General features: G+C 71.5%; 14 protein-coding genes. 9 read left to right on the top strand and 5 right to left on the bottom strand.

The annotated features are described in order from the left end of the window. Window positions 1-34: 34 nt before the first annotated feature. Window positions 35-1,354, bottom strand: a complete 1,320-nt coding sequence (locus tag HDG68_RS14525) for an alpha/beta fold hydrolase (RefSeq protein ID WP_172153332.1) — start codon at window positions 1,352-1,354, stop codon at window positions 35-37. Window positions 1,355-1,436: 82 nt separating this feature from the next. Here HDG68_RS14525 and HDG68_RS14530 point away from each other — a divergent pair, with 82 nt between their 5' ends. Beyond that, window positions 1,437-1,916 (top strand): Fur family transcriptional regulator, encoded by a 480-nt coding sequence (locus HDG68_RS14530; protein ID WP_172153334.1) that lies wholly within the window; start codon window positions 1,437-1,439, stop codon window positions 1,914-1,916. 25 nt (window positions 1,917-1,941) lie between these two features. Further along, window positions 1,942-2,304, top strand: a complete 363-nt coding sequence (locus HDG68_RS14535; protein ID WP_172153336.1) for a hypothetical protein — start codon at window positions 1,942-1,944, stop codon at window positions 2,302-2,304. 87 nt (window positions 2,305-2,391) lie between these two features. On the opposite strand, the gene glpK is transcribed toward HDG68_RS14535, so the two are convergent. From glpK to HDG68_RS14550, 3 genes are all read right to left on the bottom strand, one after another. Then, window positions 2,392-3,906, bottom strand: coding sequence for a glycerol kinase GlpK (glpK, locus tag HDG68_RS14540; protein ID WP_172153338.1), 1,515 nt, complete (start codon window positions 3,904-3,906; stop codon window positions 2,392-2,394). A gap of 54 nt (window positions 3,907-3,960) precedes the next feature. Beyond that, window positions 3,961-4,695 carry an MIP/aquaporin family protein gene (locus HDG68_RS14545; protein WP_172153465.1) on the bottom strand — a complete coding sequence of 245 codons (735 nt, stop codon included), beginning with the start codon at window positions 4,693-4,695 and terminating at the stop codon, window positions 3,961-3,963. Window positions 4,696-4,782: 87 nt separating this feature from the next. Next, a complete protein-coding gene (locus HDG68_RS14550; RefSeq protein WP_172153340.1) occupies window positions 4,783-6,525 on the bottom strand; it encodes a glycerol-3-phosphate dehydrogenase/oxidase in 1,743 nt (580 codons plus the stop codon). Window positions 6,526-6,628: 103 nt separating this feature from the next. On the opposite strand from HDG68_RS14550, the gene HDG68_RS14555 reads away from it, so the two are divergent. Together HDG68_RS14555 and HDG68_RS14560 are read left to right on the top strand one after the other, a co-directional pair. Further along, a complete protein-coding gene (locus HDG68_RS14555) occupies window positions 6,629-7,588 on the top strand; it encodes a sugar-binding transcriptional regulator (protein WP_216648494.1) in 960 nt (319 codons plus the stop codon). Window positions 7,589-7,623: 35 nt separating this feature from the next. Continuing rightward, the gene (locus HDG68_RS14560) at window positions 7,624-8,145 is read left to right on the top strand and encodes an amino-acid N-acetyltransferase (protein WP_172153344.1); all 522 of its coding nucleotides are present in this window, start codon (window positions 7,624-7,626) and stop codon (window positions 8,143-8,145) included. 125 nt (window positions 8,146-8,270) lie between these two features. Here HDG68_RS14560 and HDG68_RS14565 read toward each other — a convergent pair whose 3' ends face one another. Further along, window positions 8,271-9,398 (bottom strand): LacI family DNA-binding transcriptional regulator, encoded by a 1,128-nt coding sequence (locus HDG68_RS14565; RefSeq protein WP_343037600.1) that lies wholly within the window; start codon window positions 9,396-9,398, stop codon window positions 8,271-8,273. Window positions 9,399-9,570: 172 nt separating this feature from the next. Here HDG68_RS14565 and HDG68_RS14570 point away from each other — a divergent pair, with 172 nt between their 5' ends. The 5 genes from HDG68_RS14570 to HDG68_RS14590 all read left to right on the top strand — a co-directional run bounded on the left by HDG68_RS14570 (window position 9,571) and on the right by HDG68_RS14590 (window position 18,547). Further along, entirely contained in the window at window positions 9,571-10,488 is a 918-nt protein-coding gene (locus HDG68_RS14570) for a carbohydrate ABC transporter permease (protein ID WP_172153346.1), read from the top strand. 2 nt (window positions 10,489-10,490) lie between these two features. Beyond that, the gene (locus HDG68_RS14575) at window positions 10,491-11,408 is read left to right on the top strand and encodes a carbohydrate ABC transporter permease (RefSeq protein WP_172153348.1); all 918 of its coding nucleotides are present in this window, start codon (window positions 10,491-10,493) and stop codon (window positions 11,406-11,408) included. A gap of 53 nt (window positions 11,409-11,461) precedes the next feature. Further along, the gene (locus HDG68_RS14580) at window positions 11,462-12,802 is read left to right on the top strand and encodes an ABC transporter substrate-binding protein (RefSeq protein WP_172153350.1); all 1,341 of its coding nucleotides are present in this window, start codon (window positions 11,462-11,464) and stop codon (window positions 12,800-12,802) included. Between the two features lie 79 nt (window positions 12,803-12,881). Then, the gene (locus HDG68_RS14585; RefSeq protein ID WP_172153352.1) at window positions 12,882-14,924 is read left to right on the top strand and encodes a beta-galactosidase; all 2,043 of its coding nucleotides are present in this window, start codon (window positions 12,882-12,884) and stop codon (window positions 14,922-14,924) included. 95 nt (window positions 14,925-15,019) lie between these two features. Continuing rightward, entirely contained in the window at window positions 15,020-18,547 is a 3,528-nt protein-coding gene (locus tag HDG68_RS14590; RefSeq protein ID WP_246254044.1) for an Ig-like domain-containing protein, read from the top strand. The last annotated feature ends 77 nt before the right edge of the window (window positions 18,548-18,624 follow it).

An 18,624-nucleotide genomic window follows, 5' to 3' on the forward strand; every position in this document is an offset into this window, starting at 1 on the left:
CGCGAAGCAGTTGCCTACCCCGCGGCGAAGTTGCCTACCTCGCGGCGGGGAGCGGGCCGCCGCGGGCGTCGAGCCGGTCCACCAGCGTGGTGAACACGTCGCCGGCACGCAGCCCGTCGTGCTCGAACTGGTTCGTCACCCAGGCCCGGGCGTCGCCGACGCGGTTCGCGGTGTCCAGGGAGAGGTCGGCATCGACGAACATGTCGTCGAAGTAGACCGCGGCCTCCAGCGGTATCTCGTTGGCGGCGAGCAGCTCGGTGTCGTACAGCTCCGGCCAGTCGTCCCGGGTCGCCAGGGCGTGCGCCGCGTCCCGGAAGGGGCGAAGGGCGCTGATCTGGTCGAACATCCAGGGGAAGATCATCTCGCCGGTGAACAGCAGCGGGCGGGCGCTGGTGGCGAACGCCGGGTCGGTGTCGCGGACGCGCTGGGCCGCCCACGCCGTCGCCGCCGGGCCCTGGGCGTAGATCGACTCGTGCAGCACGGCGTACAGCGGGTTGGTCGCGAACCCCGTGGCGGCCTCGATCTCGGCGAGGAACGTGTCGGTCAGGTCGTCCGGGGCGCCGTCGTCGAACGCCTCGTCGACGATCCAGTGCACCCGCTCGAACCCGGGTCCCATCCCGAACGCCATGCCGAGGGTCTGGAACCGTTCGACGCTCAGCAGGTCGCCGCCGGGCAGGCGCACGTCGCCCGCGGCGATCTGGTCAGCGATCCGCCCGATCCGCTCGACGTCGGCCGGGTAGCGCTCGCGGTACTGCGCGTTCTTCGCGACGACGCCGGCCTGCGTGCGCTCGTAGACCTCGTCGGCGCTCGCGTCGAGCCCCGCGAGACCGCCGGTGACGTACGACGCCGCGAGCCCCTCGGGTGCGGACGACAGGTAGGTGAGGGTCAGGAACCCGCCGTAGGACTGCCCGAGCGTGGACCAGCGTCGTCCGCCGTACACGGTGTTCCGCACGTGCTCCGCGTCGCGCACGATCGAGTCGGCACGGAAGTGGGACAGGTACTCCGCCTGCACGTCGCCGGACCCGAGCCGCTGCAGCGCCCCGGCCCGGACCGCCGTCGAACGACCCGTGCCGCGTTGGTCGAGCAGCACCACCCGGAACCGCTTCAGCGCCTCGCCGACCCAGCCCTCGGCGCCGGTGGGCCGAGGCCCCTTGCCGCCCGGTCCGCCCTGCAGGAAGACCAGCAGGGGCAGCTCCTCGGACCGTCGGGTCGGCGCCACCAGCTCGCGCGCGAACACGCTCAGCGTGCGGTCGTCGGCGGGTGCGGTCCAGTCGAGGGGGACCGTGAGGGTGCGGTCGGTGACGTGGACGCCGGGGATCGTGTACGAGGTCTCGCTCGTGACGGTGCCGCTCACGTCCCCAGCCTAAGCCCGGGTGTGACCACCGCGACTCACTCATTGTTTTGATGAGATCAAAACAACGGGTAGGGTCGGTGCCATGAACCACGCAGGCTCGACGCGCAACGCCACGGACCGTGCCCGGTCCCTCCGGGAACGAGGCCTGCGCGCGACGGCCGGACGGGTCGCCGCGCTCGCCTACGTCGACGCGCACCCGCACGTCACCGCCGCCGACGTCTTCGAGGCGCTCCGCGAGGAGCTTCCCTCGACCTCGCCGCAGGCGGTGCACAACGTCCTCGCCGACCTGCACCGGCACGGCCTGCTGCGCCGGACGGACCTTCCCGACTCCGCCGGCGCGCAGTACGAGACCCGCACCGGCGACAACCACCACCACGTCCAGTGCGTCGTGTGCGGCCGGGTCGAGGACGTCGACTGCGTCGTCGGGCACGCGCCGTGCCTGACGCCGTCGGACAGCCACGGCATGCGGGTCTTCGTCACCGACGTGACCTTCCGCGGCATCTGCCGCACCTGCGAGGACCAGACGTCCGAGAACCCGACCGGCCCGACCCGGCTCCCCTGAACAGTCCTTCCCGAGAGGAATCACCATGACTACGACCACCACCGCTCCCGCGGCGCCCACCACCGCTCACCCCGCCGTCGTGCAGGACTCGCTGCGTACCGCGACCGTGGCCCTCGCCGACCTGCGCGGCCCCGTCCCCGGACGGCTGCCGCTGGCGCACGACGAGTTCGTCGCCACCCTGGGCACCGCCGGCCCCGGCGCGCCCAGCCACGTGCTCGGCCGCCGCGACGGTGGCCGTCCCTACGACCGCGTCGCCCTGAGCTACCGTTCCGGCGGTGCCGTCCACCAGCGCGTCTGGACGCTCGTGTCCGACCACGGCGCCGACGTGCGCTACGAGCTGGCCGAGGACACGGCCTCGCGGGGATCCTTCGCCGTCCTGTCGCGCTGAGGCCCGCCCCCGTGCGACACGTCGAGGGCCGCCGTCCCGCAGGACGGCGGCCCTCGTGCGCGACCCGGCCTCTCGGCCCGCGCTCGCCTACTTCGTGTCGGCGTCCACCCAGTCGAAGGTCTTCGTGACCGCCTTCTTCCACTCGCGGTAGAGGCGCTCGCGCTCGTCCTCCGGCATCGACGGGGACCAGCGGTGGCCCTCGACCCAGTTGTCGCGCACGTCCTGCTCGCCCTGCCAGAACCCGACGGCGATGCCCGCGGCGTACGCGGCCCCCAGCGCGGTGGTCTCGGCGATCTCCGGGCGCACCACGTCGACCCCGAGCTGGTCCGCCTGGAACTGCATGAGAAGGTCGTTGGCGACCATGCCGCCGTCGACCTTCAGCTCGGTGAGGTCCACGCCCGAGTCCGCGTTCATGGCGTCCATGACCTCACGGGTCTGGAACGCCGTGGCCTCCAGCGCGGCGCGGGCGATGTGGTTGCGGTTCACGAACCGGGTCAGGCCCACCAGCGCACCGCGGGCGTCGGGACGCCAGTACGGCGCGAACAGGCCCGAGAACGCGGGCACGAAGTACGCCCCGCCGTTGTCGTCGACCTTGCTCGCGTAGTACTCGACGTCCGGGGCGTCGTCGAACAGGCCCAGGTTGTCGCGCAGCCACTGCACCAGCGAGCCGGTCACCGCGATGGAGCCCTCGAGCGCGTAGACCGCGTCGGCGTCGCCGATCTTGTAGCAGACGGTCGTCAGCAGCCCGTTCTCGCTGGGCACCTTCTCCGTGCCGGTGTTGAGCAGCATGAAGTTGCCGGTGCCGTAGGTGTTCTTCGCGGTGCCGACCTCGAAGCACGCCTGGCCGAACGTGGCGGCCTGCTGGTCGCCGAGGATGCCGGCGATCGGCACCCCCGGCACCATGCCGCGCGGCCGCCCGCGCCCGTACACCTCGGACGAGGAGCGGATCTCCGGGAGCATCGACAGGGGGATGCCCATGTCCGAGGCGACCTCCTCGCTCCAGGACAGGGTGTCCAGGTCCATCAGCATGGTGCGCGAGGCGTTGGTGACGTCGGTGACGTGCACCCCGCCCTCGGTGCCGCCCGTCATGTTCCACAGCACCCAGGTGTCGGTGTTGCCGAACAGCAGGTCGCCCTTCTCGGCGGCCTCGCGGGCTCCCTCGACGTTGTCGAGGATCCACTTGATCTTGGGCCCCGAGAAGTAGGTCGCGAGCGGCAGGCCGCAGATCGCCTTGTACTTGTCGGGCCCCTCGTCGCCGGCCAGCTCGTCGGCGATCGCCTGGGTACGGGTGTCCTGCCAGACGATCGCGTTGTACACGGGCTTGCCGGTGTTCTTGTCCCAGACGACGGCGGTCTCGCGCTGGTTCGTGATGCCGACGGCGGCGAGGTCCTCGTGCGAGATGTTGCCGCGGGTCAGGGCCAGCCCGACGACCTCGCGGACGTTGTTCCAGATCTGCTCGGCGTTGTGCTCCACCCAGCCCGCTCGCGGGAAGATCTGGTCGTGCTCGAGCTGACCGGTCGAGACGTTGCGTCCCGCGTGGTCGAAGACGATGGCACGCGAGCTCGTCGTGCCCTGGTCGATGGCGAGGACGTAGTCAGCCATGAGGGTCCATCCTTCGTGTCGTTCGTTGCGTCGTTGCGGTTCGAGACGGTGGTGTCACCCGAAGGCGACGGCAGGGGCCAGCAGACCGGCGAGCACGCCGCCGACGATGGGCCCGAGGACGGGGACCCACGAGTACGACCAGTCGCTGGATCCCTTGCCCTTGATCGGCAGCAGGGCGTGGGCGACGCGGGGGCCGAGGTCACGGGCCGGGTTGATGGCGTACCCCGTGGGGCCACCGAGGCTGGCGCCGATGCCGACCACGATGAGGGCGACGGCGAGCGGGCCCAGGTCACCCGGGTAGTTGCCGAAGGAGAGCACCAGGAAGACCAGGAAGAACGTCCCGATGACCTCCGTGACGAAGTTCCAGCCGTAGGAGCGGATCTCCGGCCCGGTGGAGAACACGCCGAGCTTGACCGCGGCGGGCGCCTCCTCGTCGAAGTGCTTCTTGTAGGCGAGGAACGCCAGCGTGGCACCGACGGCGGCACCGACCAGCTGCGCGGAGATGTAGATGACGCCGTTCAGGAACGTCACCGGGATCCCGGGGCCGAACTCCGAGGCACCGCTGGCCCAGATGCCGAACGTCACGGCGGGATTGATGTGGGCGCCCGTGCTGAAGGCGACGTACACGCCGGCGAACACCGCGAGGCCCCATCCGAAGTTGATCATCAGCCAGCCGCCGTTGAAGCCCTTGTTCTTGGGCAGGATGGCGTTGGCGACCACGCCGGCACCACCGAGCAGCAGGATCATGGTCCCGAGGAACTCGGTGACGAAGATCTCCCAGCTTGACATCGTCGTACTCACCTTCTTGTCGGACTTCGTTGTCTGGCGCACGTCGGTCCCGTGCGCGGTTCCGGCGGCGTGCCCGCCGCCGTGGGATCAGGTGCGCAGCGGCTGCATCGTGGCGACGTCCCCCACGCGTCCGCGGGCCTCGCCGGCCGCGGCGTCGTCGGGCGCCTCCGCGGCGGCGTCCTCGGCGTCGGCCCGCGCGCGATAGCTGTCGACCTCGTTCTGCCTCGTCCCGGAGCTCCACCCGAGCAGCGGGCCGACGATGTCGGCGATCTCGTCGAGCGCGGCACGCCCCTTGTCGGGAACCTCGTAGACGAGGCGGGTCCGGCGGACCAGGACGTCCTCGAGGTGCAGGGCGCCCTCGTGGCTGACGGCGTAGTGGATCTCCGCGCGCAGGTAGGCCGGTGCGTGCTCCAGGGGTGTCGCGAGCGACGGGTCCTCCTCGCACAGCGTCACCAGCTCGCGCAGCGCGGAGCCGTAGCGGTGCAGCAGGTGGTCGACCATGGCCGGGCTCCAGCCGTAGCGCTGCGCCCAGGAGCGGGCCTGGCGGCGCACCGCGGAGAGGCCCACGGCGCCGACGAGCGGGATCTGGTCGGTCACCGACGGCAGGGCGTGCGCCCGCTGCCCGATGGCGAAGTCGACGGCGTCCTTGGCCATGACGCGGTAGGTCGTCAGCTTGCCGCCGGCGATGACGGTCAGGCCGGGTGCGGGGGAGGCGACCGTGTGCTCGCGGGACACCTTGGCCGAGCTGGTGCCCTCCTTGGTGCCCGGCTGCAGCAGGGGGCGCAGGCCCGCGTAGGTGCCGATGACGTCGTCGCGCGACAGCGGGTGGGCGAGCACGGCGTTGGCGTGGTCGAGCACGTAGTCGATGTCCGCGGCGGTGGCCACGGGGTGGACCAGGTCCTGCTCCCAGGGGGTGTCCGTGGTGCCGATGATCCAGTAGCGCGACCACGGGATGATGAACAGCACGGACTTCTCGGTCTGCAGGATCAGGCCGACCTTGCCCTTGATGCGCTCGCGGGGCACGACGATGTGGATGCCCTTGGAGGCGAGGACCTTCAGGCCGCCCTCGTCGCCGGCGAGCGCCTCGGTGTCCTCGGTCCACACGCCGGTGGCGTTGATGACGTGCCGGGCGCGGACGGTGATCTCCCGTCCGGTCTCGAGGTCGACGACGACGGCGCCGTTGACGGCACCGGTGGCGCTCTTGGTGAGCTCGACGACCTGGGTGCGGGGCGCGGCGTGGGCGCCGTAGTCGACGGCGGTGCGCACCAGGGTGGCCACGAGCCGGGAGTCGTCGACCGACGCGTCCCAGTACTGCACGGCGCCGATGGCGGCTTCGTGCGCCAGGTCGGGGAACTTGCGGGCGATCTGGCGCCGCGACAGGTGCCGGTGGAGCGGCATGGCCCGCTTGCCGGGCGCGACGGAGGCGAGGGTGTCGTAGAGGGCGATGCCGGCGCCGACGTAGGCCCGCTCCCACACGCGGTGCTCGAGCGGGTAGAGGAACGGGACCGGCTTGACCAGGTGCGGGGCGAGCTCCTTGAGCAGGAGGTCGCGTTCGGTCAGCGCCTCGTGGACCAGGGAGAAGTCGAGCATCTGCAGGTAGCGCAGCCCGCCGTGGACCAGCTTGCTGGACCAGCTCGAGGTGCCCGCGGACCAGTCCTGGGCCTCGACGATCGCGGTGGAGAGCCCGCGGGTGACGGCGTCGAGGGCGATGCCACCGCCGGTGACGCCGCCGCCGATGACGAGGACGTCGAGCTCGGTGGCGGGGTCCTGCGAGCTCTCGAGCGCTGCCAGGGCGCGCGTGCGTGACTCGGCAGTAAGTCGGGAGGCCATCGGTCGTGCTCCTCTCGGTCGGGCGAGGCTTCAGCGCAACACGAGCCGAACATCCTCGCAAATGCTGTGCACGAACGTGCACGAAAGTGCCGCGCGCGGCAGGATGGAGGGCGTGACGGACGCTCGCGAACGCGACCTGGTGATGGCCGCGACGATGTACTACCTGCAGGACATGACGATGGAGACCATCGCGCGTCACCTGCGGACTTCCCGCTCCACGGTCTCGCGCCTGCTGAAGCGGGCCCGCGAGACCGGAGTGGTGGAGATCACCCTGCGGCCCGCGCACACCCGTGCACCGGGCCTCGGCCGCCAGCTCGCCCTCGCCCACGGCATCGAGGCCTACGTGGTCCCGGTGCCGGACGGCGCCGACGACGACGAACGGCTCGACCAGGTCGCCCGGACCTCCGCCCGCCTCGTGTCGCGCTGGTTCGACTCCGACATGGTGCTCGGGATCGCGTGGGGCACCACCGTGGCCGCCGTGTCCGGCTACCTGACGGCCAAGCCGACCCGGGGTGCCGCCGTCGTGCAGCTCAACGGGGCCGCCAACACCCGGACCTCCGGCGTCGCGTACGCGGGGGAGATCCTCGACCGGTTCGCCAGCGCCTTCGAGGCGCACCCCCACTACTTCCCGGTCCCGGCGTTCTTCGACTACGCGGCCACCCGCGACGCCATGTGGCGGGAGCGTTCCGTGCGCCGGGTGCTCGACGTCCAGGCGCGCACCGACGTCGCCCTCTTCTCGGTCGGGGCGCTGACCGGGCTGCCGTCGCACGTGTACTCGGCCGGATACCTTGACCCCGGCGACATCGCCGCCCTGGACGAGGACGGCGTCGTGGGGGACGTGTGCACGGTGTTCCTGCGCCGGGACGGCACGCACCGGGACATCGGCGTCAACGCGCGGGCCACCGGTCCGACGCCGGAACAGCTCGCGCGCTACCCGCGCCGGTTGTGCGTGGTGGCCGGGGACAACAAGGTCGCCCCGCTGCGCGCCGCGCTGGCCGCCGGCGCGGTGACCGACCTGGTCATCGACGAGCTCACGGCCTCGCGGCTCGTCCGCGGCACGTGACGCGCCGCCGCGAGCCGGCACGTAGTGTGGCCGACGTGCCAGGTGACACCTCCGCGTCCTTCCACGTCCGGGCCGCACTGCCGGCCGACGTGCGTGCCGTGCACGACCTCGTCCAGCCCTACGCGGCCGACCGCATCCTGCTGGCCAAGGAGTGGGTCGCCTACTACGAGTCCGTCCAGGAGTTCGTGGTGGCCGACGGCGGCGTGGAGACGGGGGTGGTCGGCTGCGGTGCGCTGCACGTCATGTGGGCCGACCTCGCCGAGATCCGCACCCTCGCGGTGGACCCCCGGTGGACCGGCCGGGGTGTCGGGCACGCGCTGGTCGAGGAGCTGATCCAGCGCGCCCGCGCCATGGGGCTGCGGCGACTGTTCTGCCTGACCTTCGAGGTCGACTTCTTCGCGGGCCACGGGTTCCGGGAGATCGACGGGACGCCCGTGACGCACGAGGTCTACGGCGAGCTGCTGCGCTCGCACGACGACGGCGTCGCGGAGTTCCTGGACCTGGCCCGGGTGAAGCCGAACACCCTGGGGAACACGCGGATGCTGCTCGACCTCTGAGCATCGACCGTCCGCGCACCTCGCCGAAGGAGGCAACTCTCCCGCGAGGTGGGCGCCCTTCTCGCGGGCAGTGGTGCACTCTTGCCTACCCCGCGAGAGTGTCGCCTACCTCGGCGGGTCCTGGCCTACCTCGCGGGGTGTTGCTCTACCTCGGGGCGCGGGTGGGTGTGGGTGTGCGGGTCGGATGCGGACGCCGGTGCGGCGGTGCTTGCGCGTTCCACGAGCCGGACAGGGACGAGCGTCGTGCCGTGCCCGTTCGTGCCGGTCTCCAGCCGGCGCAGCACCAGCTCGACGCATCTGCGACCGACCTCGGCGAAGTCCTGGTGGATCGTGGTCAGCGGCGGCCGGTAGGCGACGGCGTCGGGGACGTCGTCGAACCCGACGACGCTGACGTCGTCGGGTACCGACCGGCCGACCTCGGCGAGGGCGCGCATCAGGCCCAGCGCCATCTGGTCGTTGGCGGCGAACACGGCCGTGCAGCCGCTGCGGGCGATCTCGCGTCCGACGTCGTAGCCCGACAGTGCGCTCCAGTCGCCCCGGTAGGGGTCGGGAACGTCCCGTCCGGCCGCCGTGAGGGTGCGCCGCCAGGCGTCCTCGCGACGCTGGCTGGCGAAGGAGTCGGCGGGGCCGGCGAGGTGCACGACCGTGCGGTGCCCCAGGTCCAGCAGGTGCTGGACGGCCGTGCGGCTGCCGTCCGCCTGGTCGGTGTCGATCACCGGGTAGCGCTGCCCGGCGTCGGAGTCGGCGACGACGACGGGCACCCCGTCGGGCAGCGTGAGGTCGGCCGCGTCGAGCAGGCGGACCTCCATGAGCAGGATCACGGCGTCGACCGCGAGCTCGCCCAGGCGCGTGAAAGCGCCGCGGACGCCGCCCTGCGTCGGGGCCTCGACGGGAATCACGGTGATGGCGTACCCCTCGGCCGCGGCCGACGTCGCGATCGCCTCGAGGGTGCGCATGTTGCCGGTGGTCGACAGAGAGAAGAGGATGACGCCGATCGTGCGGAAGCGGCCGCTGCGCAGGGCACGGGCGGCACTGTTGGGTCGGTACCCGAGCTGGACCATCGCGTCGAGGACCTGGCGGCGCGTCGTGTCGACGACCCCGGGGTGTCCGTTGGACACGCGTGACACGGTCTGCGACGACACGCCGGCCAGCCGGGCGACGTCGGCCATCGACACCCTCCGGACGCGCGCCGAGGCGCCGGCCCCGTCGTTCGGGGACGCCGCGGCGGGTTCGGCGGTGCTCCGCTCGGTCACGGGTCGTTCTCCTCGGCTCCTCGGCGACGGTGCCGCAGCCCCCGGGTTGACGGCCGCAGGGGAGCGGGTGCACGATCAGCCTAGTCCATGTTTACGTAAACATCGGTCGGGACGGTCCGAGATGTTGACGTAAACATCGCCGGTACCACTGCTCTCGAGGAAGACGAGGACCATGACGACGACGTCCCCCACCGCGGCGCCCGTCGCCGCACCCGGTTGGCGCCGGTCCCGGCGCCGATGGGTCGGATGGCAGTTCATCGGGCCGTTCATGGCCGTGTTCGCCCTCGTGTTCCTGGCCCCGATCGCCTACTCGATCTACCTCTCGCTGTTCCGCACCCAGCTCGTGGGCGGCACGTCGTTCGTGGGGTTCGAGAACTACCAGCAGGCGCTCCAGGACCCGCTCTTCTGGGAGGGGCTCGGCCGCGTCTCGCTCTTCCTGGTCGTCCAGGTGCCCATCATGCTCGGCATCGCCCTGCTGGTCGCCCTCGCTCTCGACGGCGGCCGGCTCTACGGCAAGAGCTTCTTCCGGATCTCGATCTTCATGCCCTACGCCGTGCCCGCCGTGGTGGCCTCCCTGATGTGGGGCTTCATGTACGGGACGCGGTTCGGGCTCGTCGGCAACCTCAACGACCTGCTCGGCACCTCCATCCCGAACCCGCTGTCGCCGGACCTCATCCTCGCGGCCATCGGCAACATCGTGACCTGGGAGTTCGTCGGCTACAACATGCTGATCTTCTACTCGGCGCTGCGCGTCGTGCCGCAGTCGCTGTACGAGGCCGCGGAGATCGACGGCGCCACGCAGTGGCAGGTCGTCCGGGCCATCAAGATCCCCGCGATCCGTGGCGCACTGGTCATCGCCACGATCTTCTCGATCATCGGCAGCTTCCAGCTCTTCAACGAGCCGAGCATCCTGCAGTCGCTCGCACCCAACGCGATCACGACGTCGTACACCCCGAACCTGTACGCCTACTCGCTGTCGTTCTCCGGCCAGCAGTACAACTACTCCGCGACGGTCGCCATCATCATGGGCCTGATCACCATGGTGATCGCCTACGTGGTGCAGCTGCGCGGCATGCGCAAGGAGCCGTGACGATGCCCGCCACCACCGCCACCACGCCGGGCCGCCCCGCACCCCGCCTCCGGTCGACCTACCGCCCGGACCGCCCCCGGCACCGCCGCAGCACGCTGACCACGGTGCTGACCGGGATCGTCCTCGTCTACTCGCTGGTGCCGCTCGTCTGGCTGGTCGTCAACGCGACCAAGACCCAGGCCGGCCTCTTCTCCTCGTTCGGCCTGTGGTTCGCGGACGACTTCGCGCTCTGGCAGAACGTCGTCGACACGCTGACCTACGACGACGGCATCTTCCTGCGCTGGTTCGGCAACACCCTGCTCTACGTCGTCCTCGGTGCGGGCGGTGCGACGTTCCTGGCGATCCTCGGTGGATACGGGCTGGCGAAGTTCGACTTCCCCGGCAAGCGCTGGGTGTTCGCGATCGTCATCGGTGCCGTCGCCGTGCCCGGCACCGCACTCGCGGTACCGACCTTCCTGATGTTCAGCCAGATGGGGCTGACCAACACCCCGTGGTCGGTCATCATCCCGTCACTCATCGCGCCGTTCGGGCTCTACCTGATGTGGACGTTCTCGGCGGAGGCGATCCCCACCGAGCTCCTCGAGGCCGCCCGCATGGACGGCTCCGGCGAGTTCCGCACGTTCTTCCGCATCAGCCTGCCGCTGCTCGCCCCCGGCATCGTCACGGTGCTGCTCTTCACGATGGTCGCGACCTGGAACAACTACTTCCTGCCGCTGATCATGCTGCGCGACAGCGCCTGGTACCCCCTGACCCTCGGCCTGAACGCCTGGAACGCCCAGGCCGCCACCGCCGGCGGCGAGGCCATCTTCAACCTCGTCATCACCGGGTCGCTCCTGACGATCCTTCCGCTCGTCGTGGCCTTCCTCCTGCTGCAGCGCTACTGGCAGTCGGGGCTGGCCGCCGGGAGCGTCAAGGAATGACCCACCGACCCTGCACGACCGACCGCACCGAACAACGAAGTGAGGACCCACCCATGACTGCACGACACCGCCGCGCACTGCGGGGAGCCGCCCTGCTCGGCGTCGCCTCCCTCGCCCTGTCCGCCTGCTCGGGCTCCACCGACGCCGGTGGTGGCTCGGGCGACGCCGAGGCCGTCGACACCGCCTCGGTCCTGGAGGAAGGTGGCGAGATCACCGTGTGGGCCTGGGAGCCCACGCTGGAGGACGTCGTCGCCGACTTCGAGGCCGAGAACCCGAACGTCACCGTCAACCTGGAGAACGTCGGGACCGGGAACGACCAGTACACGGCGCTGCAGAACGCGATCGCCGCCGGTGACGGTGTGCCGGACGTCGCGCAGATCGAGTACTACGCCGTCCCGCAGTTCGCCATCGCCGAGAACCTGACCGACCTCGGCCCGCTCGGCGCCGGCGAGCTGGACGGCACCTTCACCACCGGCCCGTGGACGTCGGTGCAGAGCGGCGACGGCATCTACGGCCTGCCCATGGACTCCGGTCCGATGGCCCTCTTCTACAACCAGGACGTGTTCGACGAGGTCGGCGTCGACGTGCCGACCACGTGGGACGAGTACCTCGAGGCCGCCCGCGCCATCCACGAGGCGGACCCGAACGCCTACATCGCCAACGACACCGGCGACGCCGGGTTCACCACGTCGATGATCTGGCAGGCCGGCGGCCGGCCCTACCAGGTGGACGGCACCGAAATGACCATCGACTTCACCGACGAGGGCACCACGCGCTTCACCGAGGTGTGGCAGCAGCTCATCGACGAGGAGCTGCTCGCCCCGGTCAGCTCCTGGAGCGACGAGTGGTACCAGGGCCTCGGTGACGGCAGCATCGCCACGCTGACCATCGGTGCCTGGATGCCCGCCAACCTCGAGTCCGGAGTGCCGCAGGCCGCCGGCCAGTGGCGCGTCGCCGAGATGCCGCAGTGGGAGTCCGGTGCGCACGACACCGCCGAGAACGGCGGTTCGTCCCTCGCGGTGCCGGCCGCGAGCGAGAACGCCGAGCTCGCCTACGCGTTCGTCGAGTACGCCAACGCCGGCGACGGCGTGCAGACCCGCGTCGACGGCGGGGCCTTCCCGGCGACGACGGCGGAGCTCGAGTCCGAGGAGTTCCAGGCCAAGGAGTTCGAGTACTTCGGTGGCCAGCAGGTCAACGAGGTGCTCGCCGAGTCGGCCGCGAACGTCGTCGAGGGATGGCAGTACGTGCCCTTCCAGGTCTACGCCAACTCGATCTTCAACGACACCGTCGGCCAGGCCTACGTCTCCGGCACCACGCTCGACGAGGGCCTCGCCGCCTGGCAGGAGAGCTTGGTCGCGTACGGCGACGAGCAGGGCTTCACCGTCAACGAGTGACGCCGTCGTCCGTCGACACGGGGCCCGGGGCGCCTCACGCCCCGGGCCCCGCCCACCTCAACAGCACGCAGGAGCATCCATGACCGACGCACGCCGACTGCTCGGCGGACCCGAGCTCGCCCGCGAGCCACGGATCGGCTACGGCGCCGACTACAACCCGGACCAGTGGCCGCGCGAGGTGTGGGCCGAGGACGCCCGGCTCATGCGGGCCGCCGGAGTCAACGTCGTGTCCGTCGCGATCTTCTCGTGGGCCCGGCTGCAGCCGGGCCCGGACGAGTGGGACTTCGCGTGGCTGGACGAGGTCATGGACCTCATGCACGCGCACGGCATCAGCGTCGATCTCGCCACCGCGACGGCGTCACCGCCGCCCTGGCTCACGGCCCTGCACCCCGAGGTCCTGCCCGAGACCCGGACCGGGGACACCCTGTGGCCCGGCGGGCGCCAGCAGTGGCGCCCCACCTCGCCGGTGTTCCGCCGGTACGCGCTCGCGCTGGTGGAGAAGATGGCGGAGCGGTACGGCGACCACCCGGCGCTCGCCGCGTGGCACGTCAGCAACGAGCTCGGCTGCCACAACGCCCACGACTACTCCGACGACGCCGCGGCGGCGTTCCGCACGTGGCTCCAAGAGCGCTACACCACGCTCGACCGGCTCAACGAGGCCTGGGGCACCGCGTTCTGGTCGCAGCGTTACACCGACTGGGCGCAGATCCTGCCCCCGCGGATCGCGGCGTCGTACCCGAACCCCACCCAGCAGATCGACTTCAAGCGGTTCTCCTCGGACGCCCTCGTCGACCACCTGCGCGCGGAGCGTGACGTCCTGCGCCGGATCACCCCGGAGATCCCCGTCACCACCAACTTCATGGTGATGGGGGAGACCCAGGCCATGAACTACCCGACCTGGGCGCCCGAGATCGACTTCGTGTCCAACGACCACTACGTCCACCCCGGCCCGCAGGCCATGGACGAGCTGTCGTTCTCCGCGAACCTCACCAGCGGTGTGGCGGGCGGTGCCCCCTGGTTCCTGATGGAGCACTCGACCTCGGCGGTGAACTGGCAGGAGATCAACACCCCCAAGCTGCCGGGCGAGCTCGCGCGCGACTCGCTCACGCACGTGGCGCACGGCGCCGACGCGGTCTGCTTCTTCCAGTGGCGGCAGTCCGCGGCGGGTGCGGAGAAGTACCACTCGGCGATGGTGCCGCACGCCGGCCAGGACAGCCGGCTGTTCCGGGACGTCGTGGCCCTGGGTGAGACGTTGGCCGGCCTGGCTCCCGTGGTGGGTGCGGGCCGGGACCGCGCGCGGGTGGCGATCCTGTTCGACTGGGAGTCCTGGTGGGCGAGCGAGCTCGACTCGCACCCCACCGAGCTGCTGCGGTATCGCCAGGAAGCCCTGGACTGGTACTCCGCGCTCCTCGCCGCGGGCCACCGGGCGGACGTGGTCCCCGCGGCCACCGACGTCGACGGGTACGACGTGGTCGTCGCCCCGGTGCTGCACATGGTCTCGGCGGAGCGCGCCAAGGGCCTGCAGGTGTTCGTCGAGAACGGCGGCCACCTGGTCACGACCTACTTCTCCGGCGTCGTGGACATCGACGACCACATCTGGCTGGGCGGCTATCCCGGCGCCTTCCGGGACCTGCTCGGCATCCGCGTCGAGGAGTTCGCCCCGCTGCGCGACGGCGACGAGGTCCGACTCGACGACGGCTCGGTCGGCACGCTGTGGGCCGACCCGGTCGACGTGGTCGCCGAGGACGTCGAGGTGCTGGCCTCCTACGCCGACGGGCGGTACACCGGCCGGGCGGCGATCACCCGTCGTCCGGTCGGCCGTGGCTCGGCCGCCTACGTCGCCACGCGGCTCGGACGCGAGGGGCTGGTGCCCGTCGTCGAGCGGATGCTGTCGGAGGCAGGCGTGACCAGCGAGCTGCAGGCCCCCCTGCGCGGGAACGTCGAGCTCACCGTACGGCGTCGGGAGGACGCCGCGTTCTGGTTCCTCGTCAACCGCACCGACCGGGCCCTGCCGCTCGCCGGTGTCGACGGCGAGGTCCTGGCCAGCACCGGGGCCGGGGACGACGCCGGACCCGACCACCTGCAGCCCCGCGGCGTCGTCGTGCTGCGCCGACCCGCCTGATCTCCGGTGGCGCCCCGTCCGCGGGGCGCCACCGGCCGCGCCGCCGACCGCGGCGTCGACCCCCTGATCGCACCGAAGCGAGAGGAAGCTCACCGATGAGCGGTACGAGGAACGATCCCCGTCGACGACGGGGCGCGACGCGCCTGGCCGGCGGACTGACCGCCCTGGGCCTGGTCGCGGCCACCGGGTCCGCCGCCGCGGGTCTCGCGGCACCCGCAGCGCCGCCGAGCCCCGTGGCGAACGCTGCCGAGGAACTGCCGTCCGTCACCGTGCGGCCCGACCCGTCGTACGCGGGCGAGCCGTTCGAGGGCTGGGGGACCAGCCTCGTGTGGTTCGCCAACGCGACCGGCGACTACCCCGACGAGATCAGGAACCGGCTCGCCGACATGCTCTTCGGCGACGAAGGGCTCAACCTGAACATCGCCCGCTACAACATCGGCGGCGGCAACGCCCCCGACGTCCCGGACTACCTGCGCGCCGGCGCCGACGTGGACGGCTGGTGGTCGGCCCCCGAGGGCACCACCCGCGACGACGTGGACTGGTGGGACCCGGAGAACCCGGACCACTGGGACGCCGACGCCGACGCGACGCAGCGCTGGTGGGTCGACCGGATCAAGGACGACGTCACGCACTGGGAGACCTTCAGCAACTCCCCGCCCTGGTTCATGACCGAGTCCGGCTACGTCTCGGGCGGCTTCGACGCGAACGACGACCAGCTGAAGGTCGAGAGCATCGACGACTTCGCCGCCTACCTCGTGGGCGCGACCGAGCGTCTGGAGGACGCCCACGACATCGAGGTCGACACCCTCGACCCCTTCAACGAGCCCAACACCGACTACTGGGGTACCCAGCTCGGCGCGGACGGCAACCCCACCGGCGGCCGGCAGGAGGGCGCGCACATGTCGCCCGGCCTGCAGGCGCAGGTGATCCCGGCGGTCGCCGAGGCGCTGGAGGGGGCGACCACCGACACGCGGATCTCCGCGATGGACGAGACGAACCCGGGGCGGTTCGCCACCAACTGGAACGCCTACCCCGACGAGGTCCGCGACCTGGTGGACCAGATGAACGTCCACACCTACGGCACCGGGCAGCGCACGACCGTGCGCGACCTGGCCAAGGGTGCCGACAAGCCGCTGTGGATGAGCGAGGTCGGAGGGTCCTGGTCGAGCACCGGCCAGGACTTCGAGTCCATGGAGTCGGGCCTCGGCAGCGCCCAGCACATCGTGGACGACCTGCGTGAGCTCGAACCGTCCGCCTGGGTGTTCTGGCAGCCGGTCGAGGACTACGACAACATGGCTCCCGGCGGCGAGAGCCCCGAGGGCGGCAACTGGGGCGAGATCCAGCTGTCCTTCTCCTGCACGGACTCCGACACCCTGGAGACCTGCCCGATCTACACCAACACCAAGTACTGGGTGACCCAGAACTTCACGCACCACATCGCCCCGGGCGACCGCCTCGTGGCGGTGGACGACACCTCGAGCACCGCGGCGGTGCGCGGTGACGGGACGGGCGCCACGGTGGTGCACGTCAACGACGAGACGTCCGAGCAGGCGGTGACGCTCGACCTGTCCGGGTTCGCCGACGTCGCCGACGGCGCCTCGGTCACGCCGGTGACCACCAGCGTCGACGGCTACCTCGTCGAGGGCGAGCCCGTCGCGGTCTCCGACTCGGCTGCCACGCTGACGGTGCCGGCCGAGTCGGTGACGACCTTCGTCGTCGACGGCGTGTCCGGGGTGGCCGACGACGTCGCCCTGGTCCAGGAGGACCACACCTACCGCCTGCGCGGGGTCCAGTCCGGGCTGGACCTGGAGCCGTCGGCGGAGGGCTCGCTGCAGATCGGCACCCCGGACGCTGCCGACGCCGGGCAGCTCTGGCGCCTGCAGGAGCTCGGCGCCCCCGAGGGCGACGGCTCGCACCGCACCCGGTACGCGCTCGTCCCGGCGGCGACGGGGGAGCGGGTCGCCGTGTCCGACGACGGCACCCCGGTCCTCGAGGAGGCTTCCGGGGGCGTGCCGGCGTCGGCACGGTGGATCCTGTCCACACCGGGCGACGGCACCGTCACCCTTGTCAACGCCGCGACCGGCGCGCTGGTCGAGGTCGGTGGCCAGGCGACGACGGACGGCGCTCCGGTGGGCACCTACGGACCCAACTCCGGTGCCAACCAGCGGTGGGAGCTGGTGGACGACACCGTGCTCTCCACCGAGCCCGTCGAGGTGTTCACCACGCCCGGCGTCGCACCGGAGCTCCCGTCGACCGTCACCCCGGTGTACCCCGACGGTGCTCGCGGCGGCCTGCCGGTGACGTGGGACGTGCCGGGGGACGACGCGTGGGCCGAGGCCGGGACCGTCGACGTCTCCGGCACGGTGGCGGTGCCCGCCGGTGGCTCGGTCGCGGCGACCGCGACCGTCGTCGTCGACACGCTCGTCTCGACCCTGCCGGCACGCGCCAAGGCCTATGCGGGTGGGACCCCGGAGCTGCCCGGCACGGTGACGGCCGTCGCCGAGGGCGGGGCCGAGGTCGAGCGCCCGGTCGATTGGGTCGACGCGCCCGCCGGGGCGTTCGACGAGGTCGGCGTCGTGGAGCTCACCGGGTCGGCCGACGCCGGAGCGGGCGCGGAGCTGGCCGCCACCGTGCGGGTGCAGGTCACCGAGCCCGGCGCGGCGAACGCGGCCCTGGCCGACGGCACGACCGCGGACGCGACCTACACCGAGCCGGGCTACCCGGCGTCGCGCGTCGTCAACGGCGACCAGGACGACAAGGGTTGGTCCAACTGGCGTTCGGGCGCGAAGAACACCACGGACACCCTGACGGTGACGCTGCCGCAGGCGCGCGACGTCACCGGGGTGGTCACCCACTTCTACAGGGACGGGTCGTGGGAGAGCTGGGCGCAGCGGCTGACCGTCGAGGCGCTGGTCGACGGCGCCTGGCAGCCGGTCGGTGAGACCGTCGAGGTCACCTCGGAGGGTGCCGCGCCCGTCGTCGAGGTTCCGGCGGACGTGCGGACCGACGCGGTGCGGGTGGTGCTGGAGAACGACACCGACACGCACATGATCGTCAGCGAGATCGAGGTGCTGGCCAAGGTGCCGGGAGTCGGGACGGATGCCACGGCGTCGTCCATCTCCGCCGACGGTACGGTGCTGGACGACTTCGCACCCGGGACGGCGTCCTACGACCTGGTCGTGGACGAGGTCCCGGCCGTCGAGGCGACGGCGACGGACCCGTACGCCGAGGTCGAGGTCTCCGACGCCGCATCCGTGCCGGGCACGACGACGATCACGGTGACGGCCGAGGACGGGGCGGCCGAGACGGTCTACGAGATCGCCCTGCTGGGTGCGCCGGCGTGGGTCGAGGGCGAGGTCTACACCGAGGGTGACGAGGTGACCCTCGACGGCGCACTGTTCCGGGCGTCGTGGTGGACCACCGAGACGCCGGGCGCCTCGCCGTGGGGCTCGTGGCAGGAGATCGCCACGGCCGAGGACGGCACGGCGGTGTGGACGTCGTCGCGCATCTTCACCGCGGGCGACGTCGTGGTCCACGGGGGCAACCGCTACGAGGCGCAGTGGTGGACGCGCAACCAGGAGCCCGGGGCGTCGTCCTGGGGGCCGTGGCGGGTGACCGACTGACCCTCCCCGAGGTAGGCCGACCTCGCGCCGGCCTGGTCTACCTCGGGGGAACGTTGCCTACCCCGCGGAGAAGTTGC

The sequence above is a fragment of the Isoptericola chiayiensis genome, assembly GCF_013149805.1.
Lineage (GTDB): Bacteria > Actinomycetota > Actinomycetes > Actinomycetales > Cellulomonadaceae > Isoptericola > Isoptericola chiayiensis.

Excerpts from the sequence above, each read along its gene's own strand:
- HDG68_RS14535 (WP_172153336.1), top strand. The coding sequence starts at position 1,942 with ATGACTACGACCACCACCGCTCCCGCGGCGCCCACCACCGCTCACCCC.
- HDG68_RS14545 (WP_172153465.1), bottom strand. The coding sequence starts at position 4,695 with ATGTCAAGCTGGGAGATCTTCGTCACCGAGTTCCTCGGGACCATGATC.
- HDG68_RS14590 (WP_246254044.1), top strand. The coding sequence starts at position 15,020 with ATGAGCGGTACGAGGAACGATCCCCGTCGACGACGGGGCGCGACGCGC.
- HDG68_RS14555 (WP_216648494.1), top strand. The coding sequence starts at position 6,629 with ATGGAGGGCGTGACGGACGCTCGCGAACGCGACCTGGTGATGGCCGCG.
- glpK (WP_172153338.1), bottom strand. The coding sequence starts at position 3,906 with ATGGCTGACTACGTCCTCGCCATCGACCAGGGCACGACGAGCTCGCGT.
- HDG68_RS14580 (WP_172153350.1), top strand. The coding sequence starts at position 11,462 with ATGACTGCACGACACCGCCGCGCACTGCGGGGAGCCGCCCTGCTCGGC.
- HDG68_RS14550 (WP_172153340.1), bottom strand. The coding sequence starts at position 6,525 with ATGGCCTCCCGACTTACTGCCGAGTCACGCACGCGCGCCCTGGCAGCG.
- HDG68_RS14570 (WP_172153346.1), top strand. The coding sequence starts at position 9,571 with ATGACGACGACGTCCCCCACCGCGGCGCCCGTCGCCGCACCCGGTTGG.
- HDG68_RS14585 (WP_172153352.1), top strand. The coding sequence starts at position 12,882 with ATGACCGACGCACGCCGACTGCTCGGCGGACCCGAGCTCGCCCGCGAG.
- HDG68_RS14530 (WP_172153334.1), top strand. The coding sequence starts at position 1,437 with ATGAACCACGCAGGCTCGACGCGCAACGCCACGGACCGTGCCCGGTCC.
- HDG68_RS14575 (WP_172153348.1), top strand. The coding sequence starts at position 10,491 with ATGCCCGCCACCACCGCCACCACGCCGGGCCGCCCCGCACCCCGCCTC.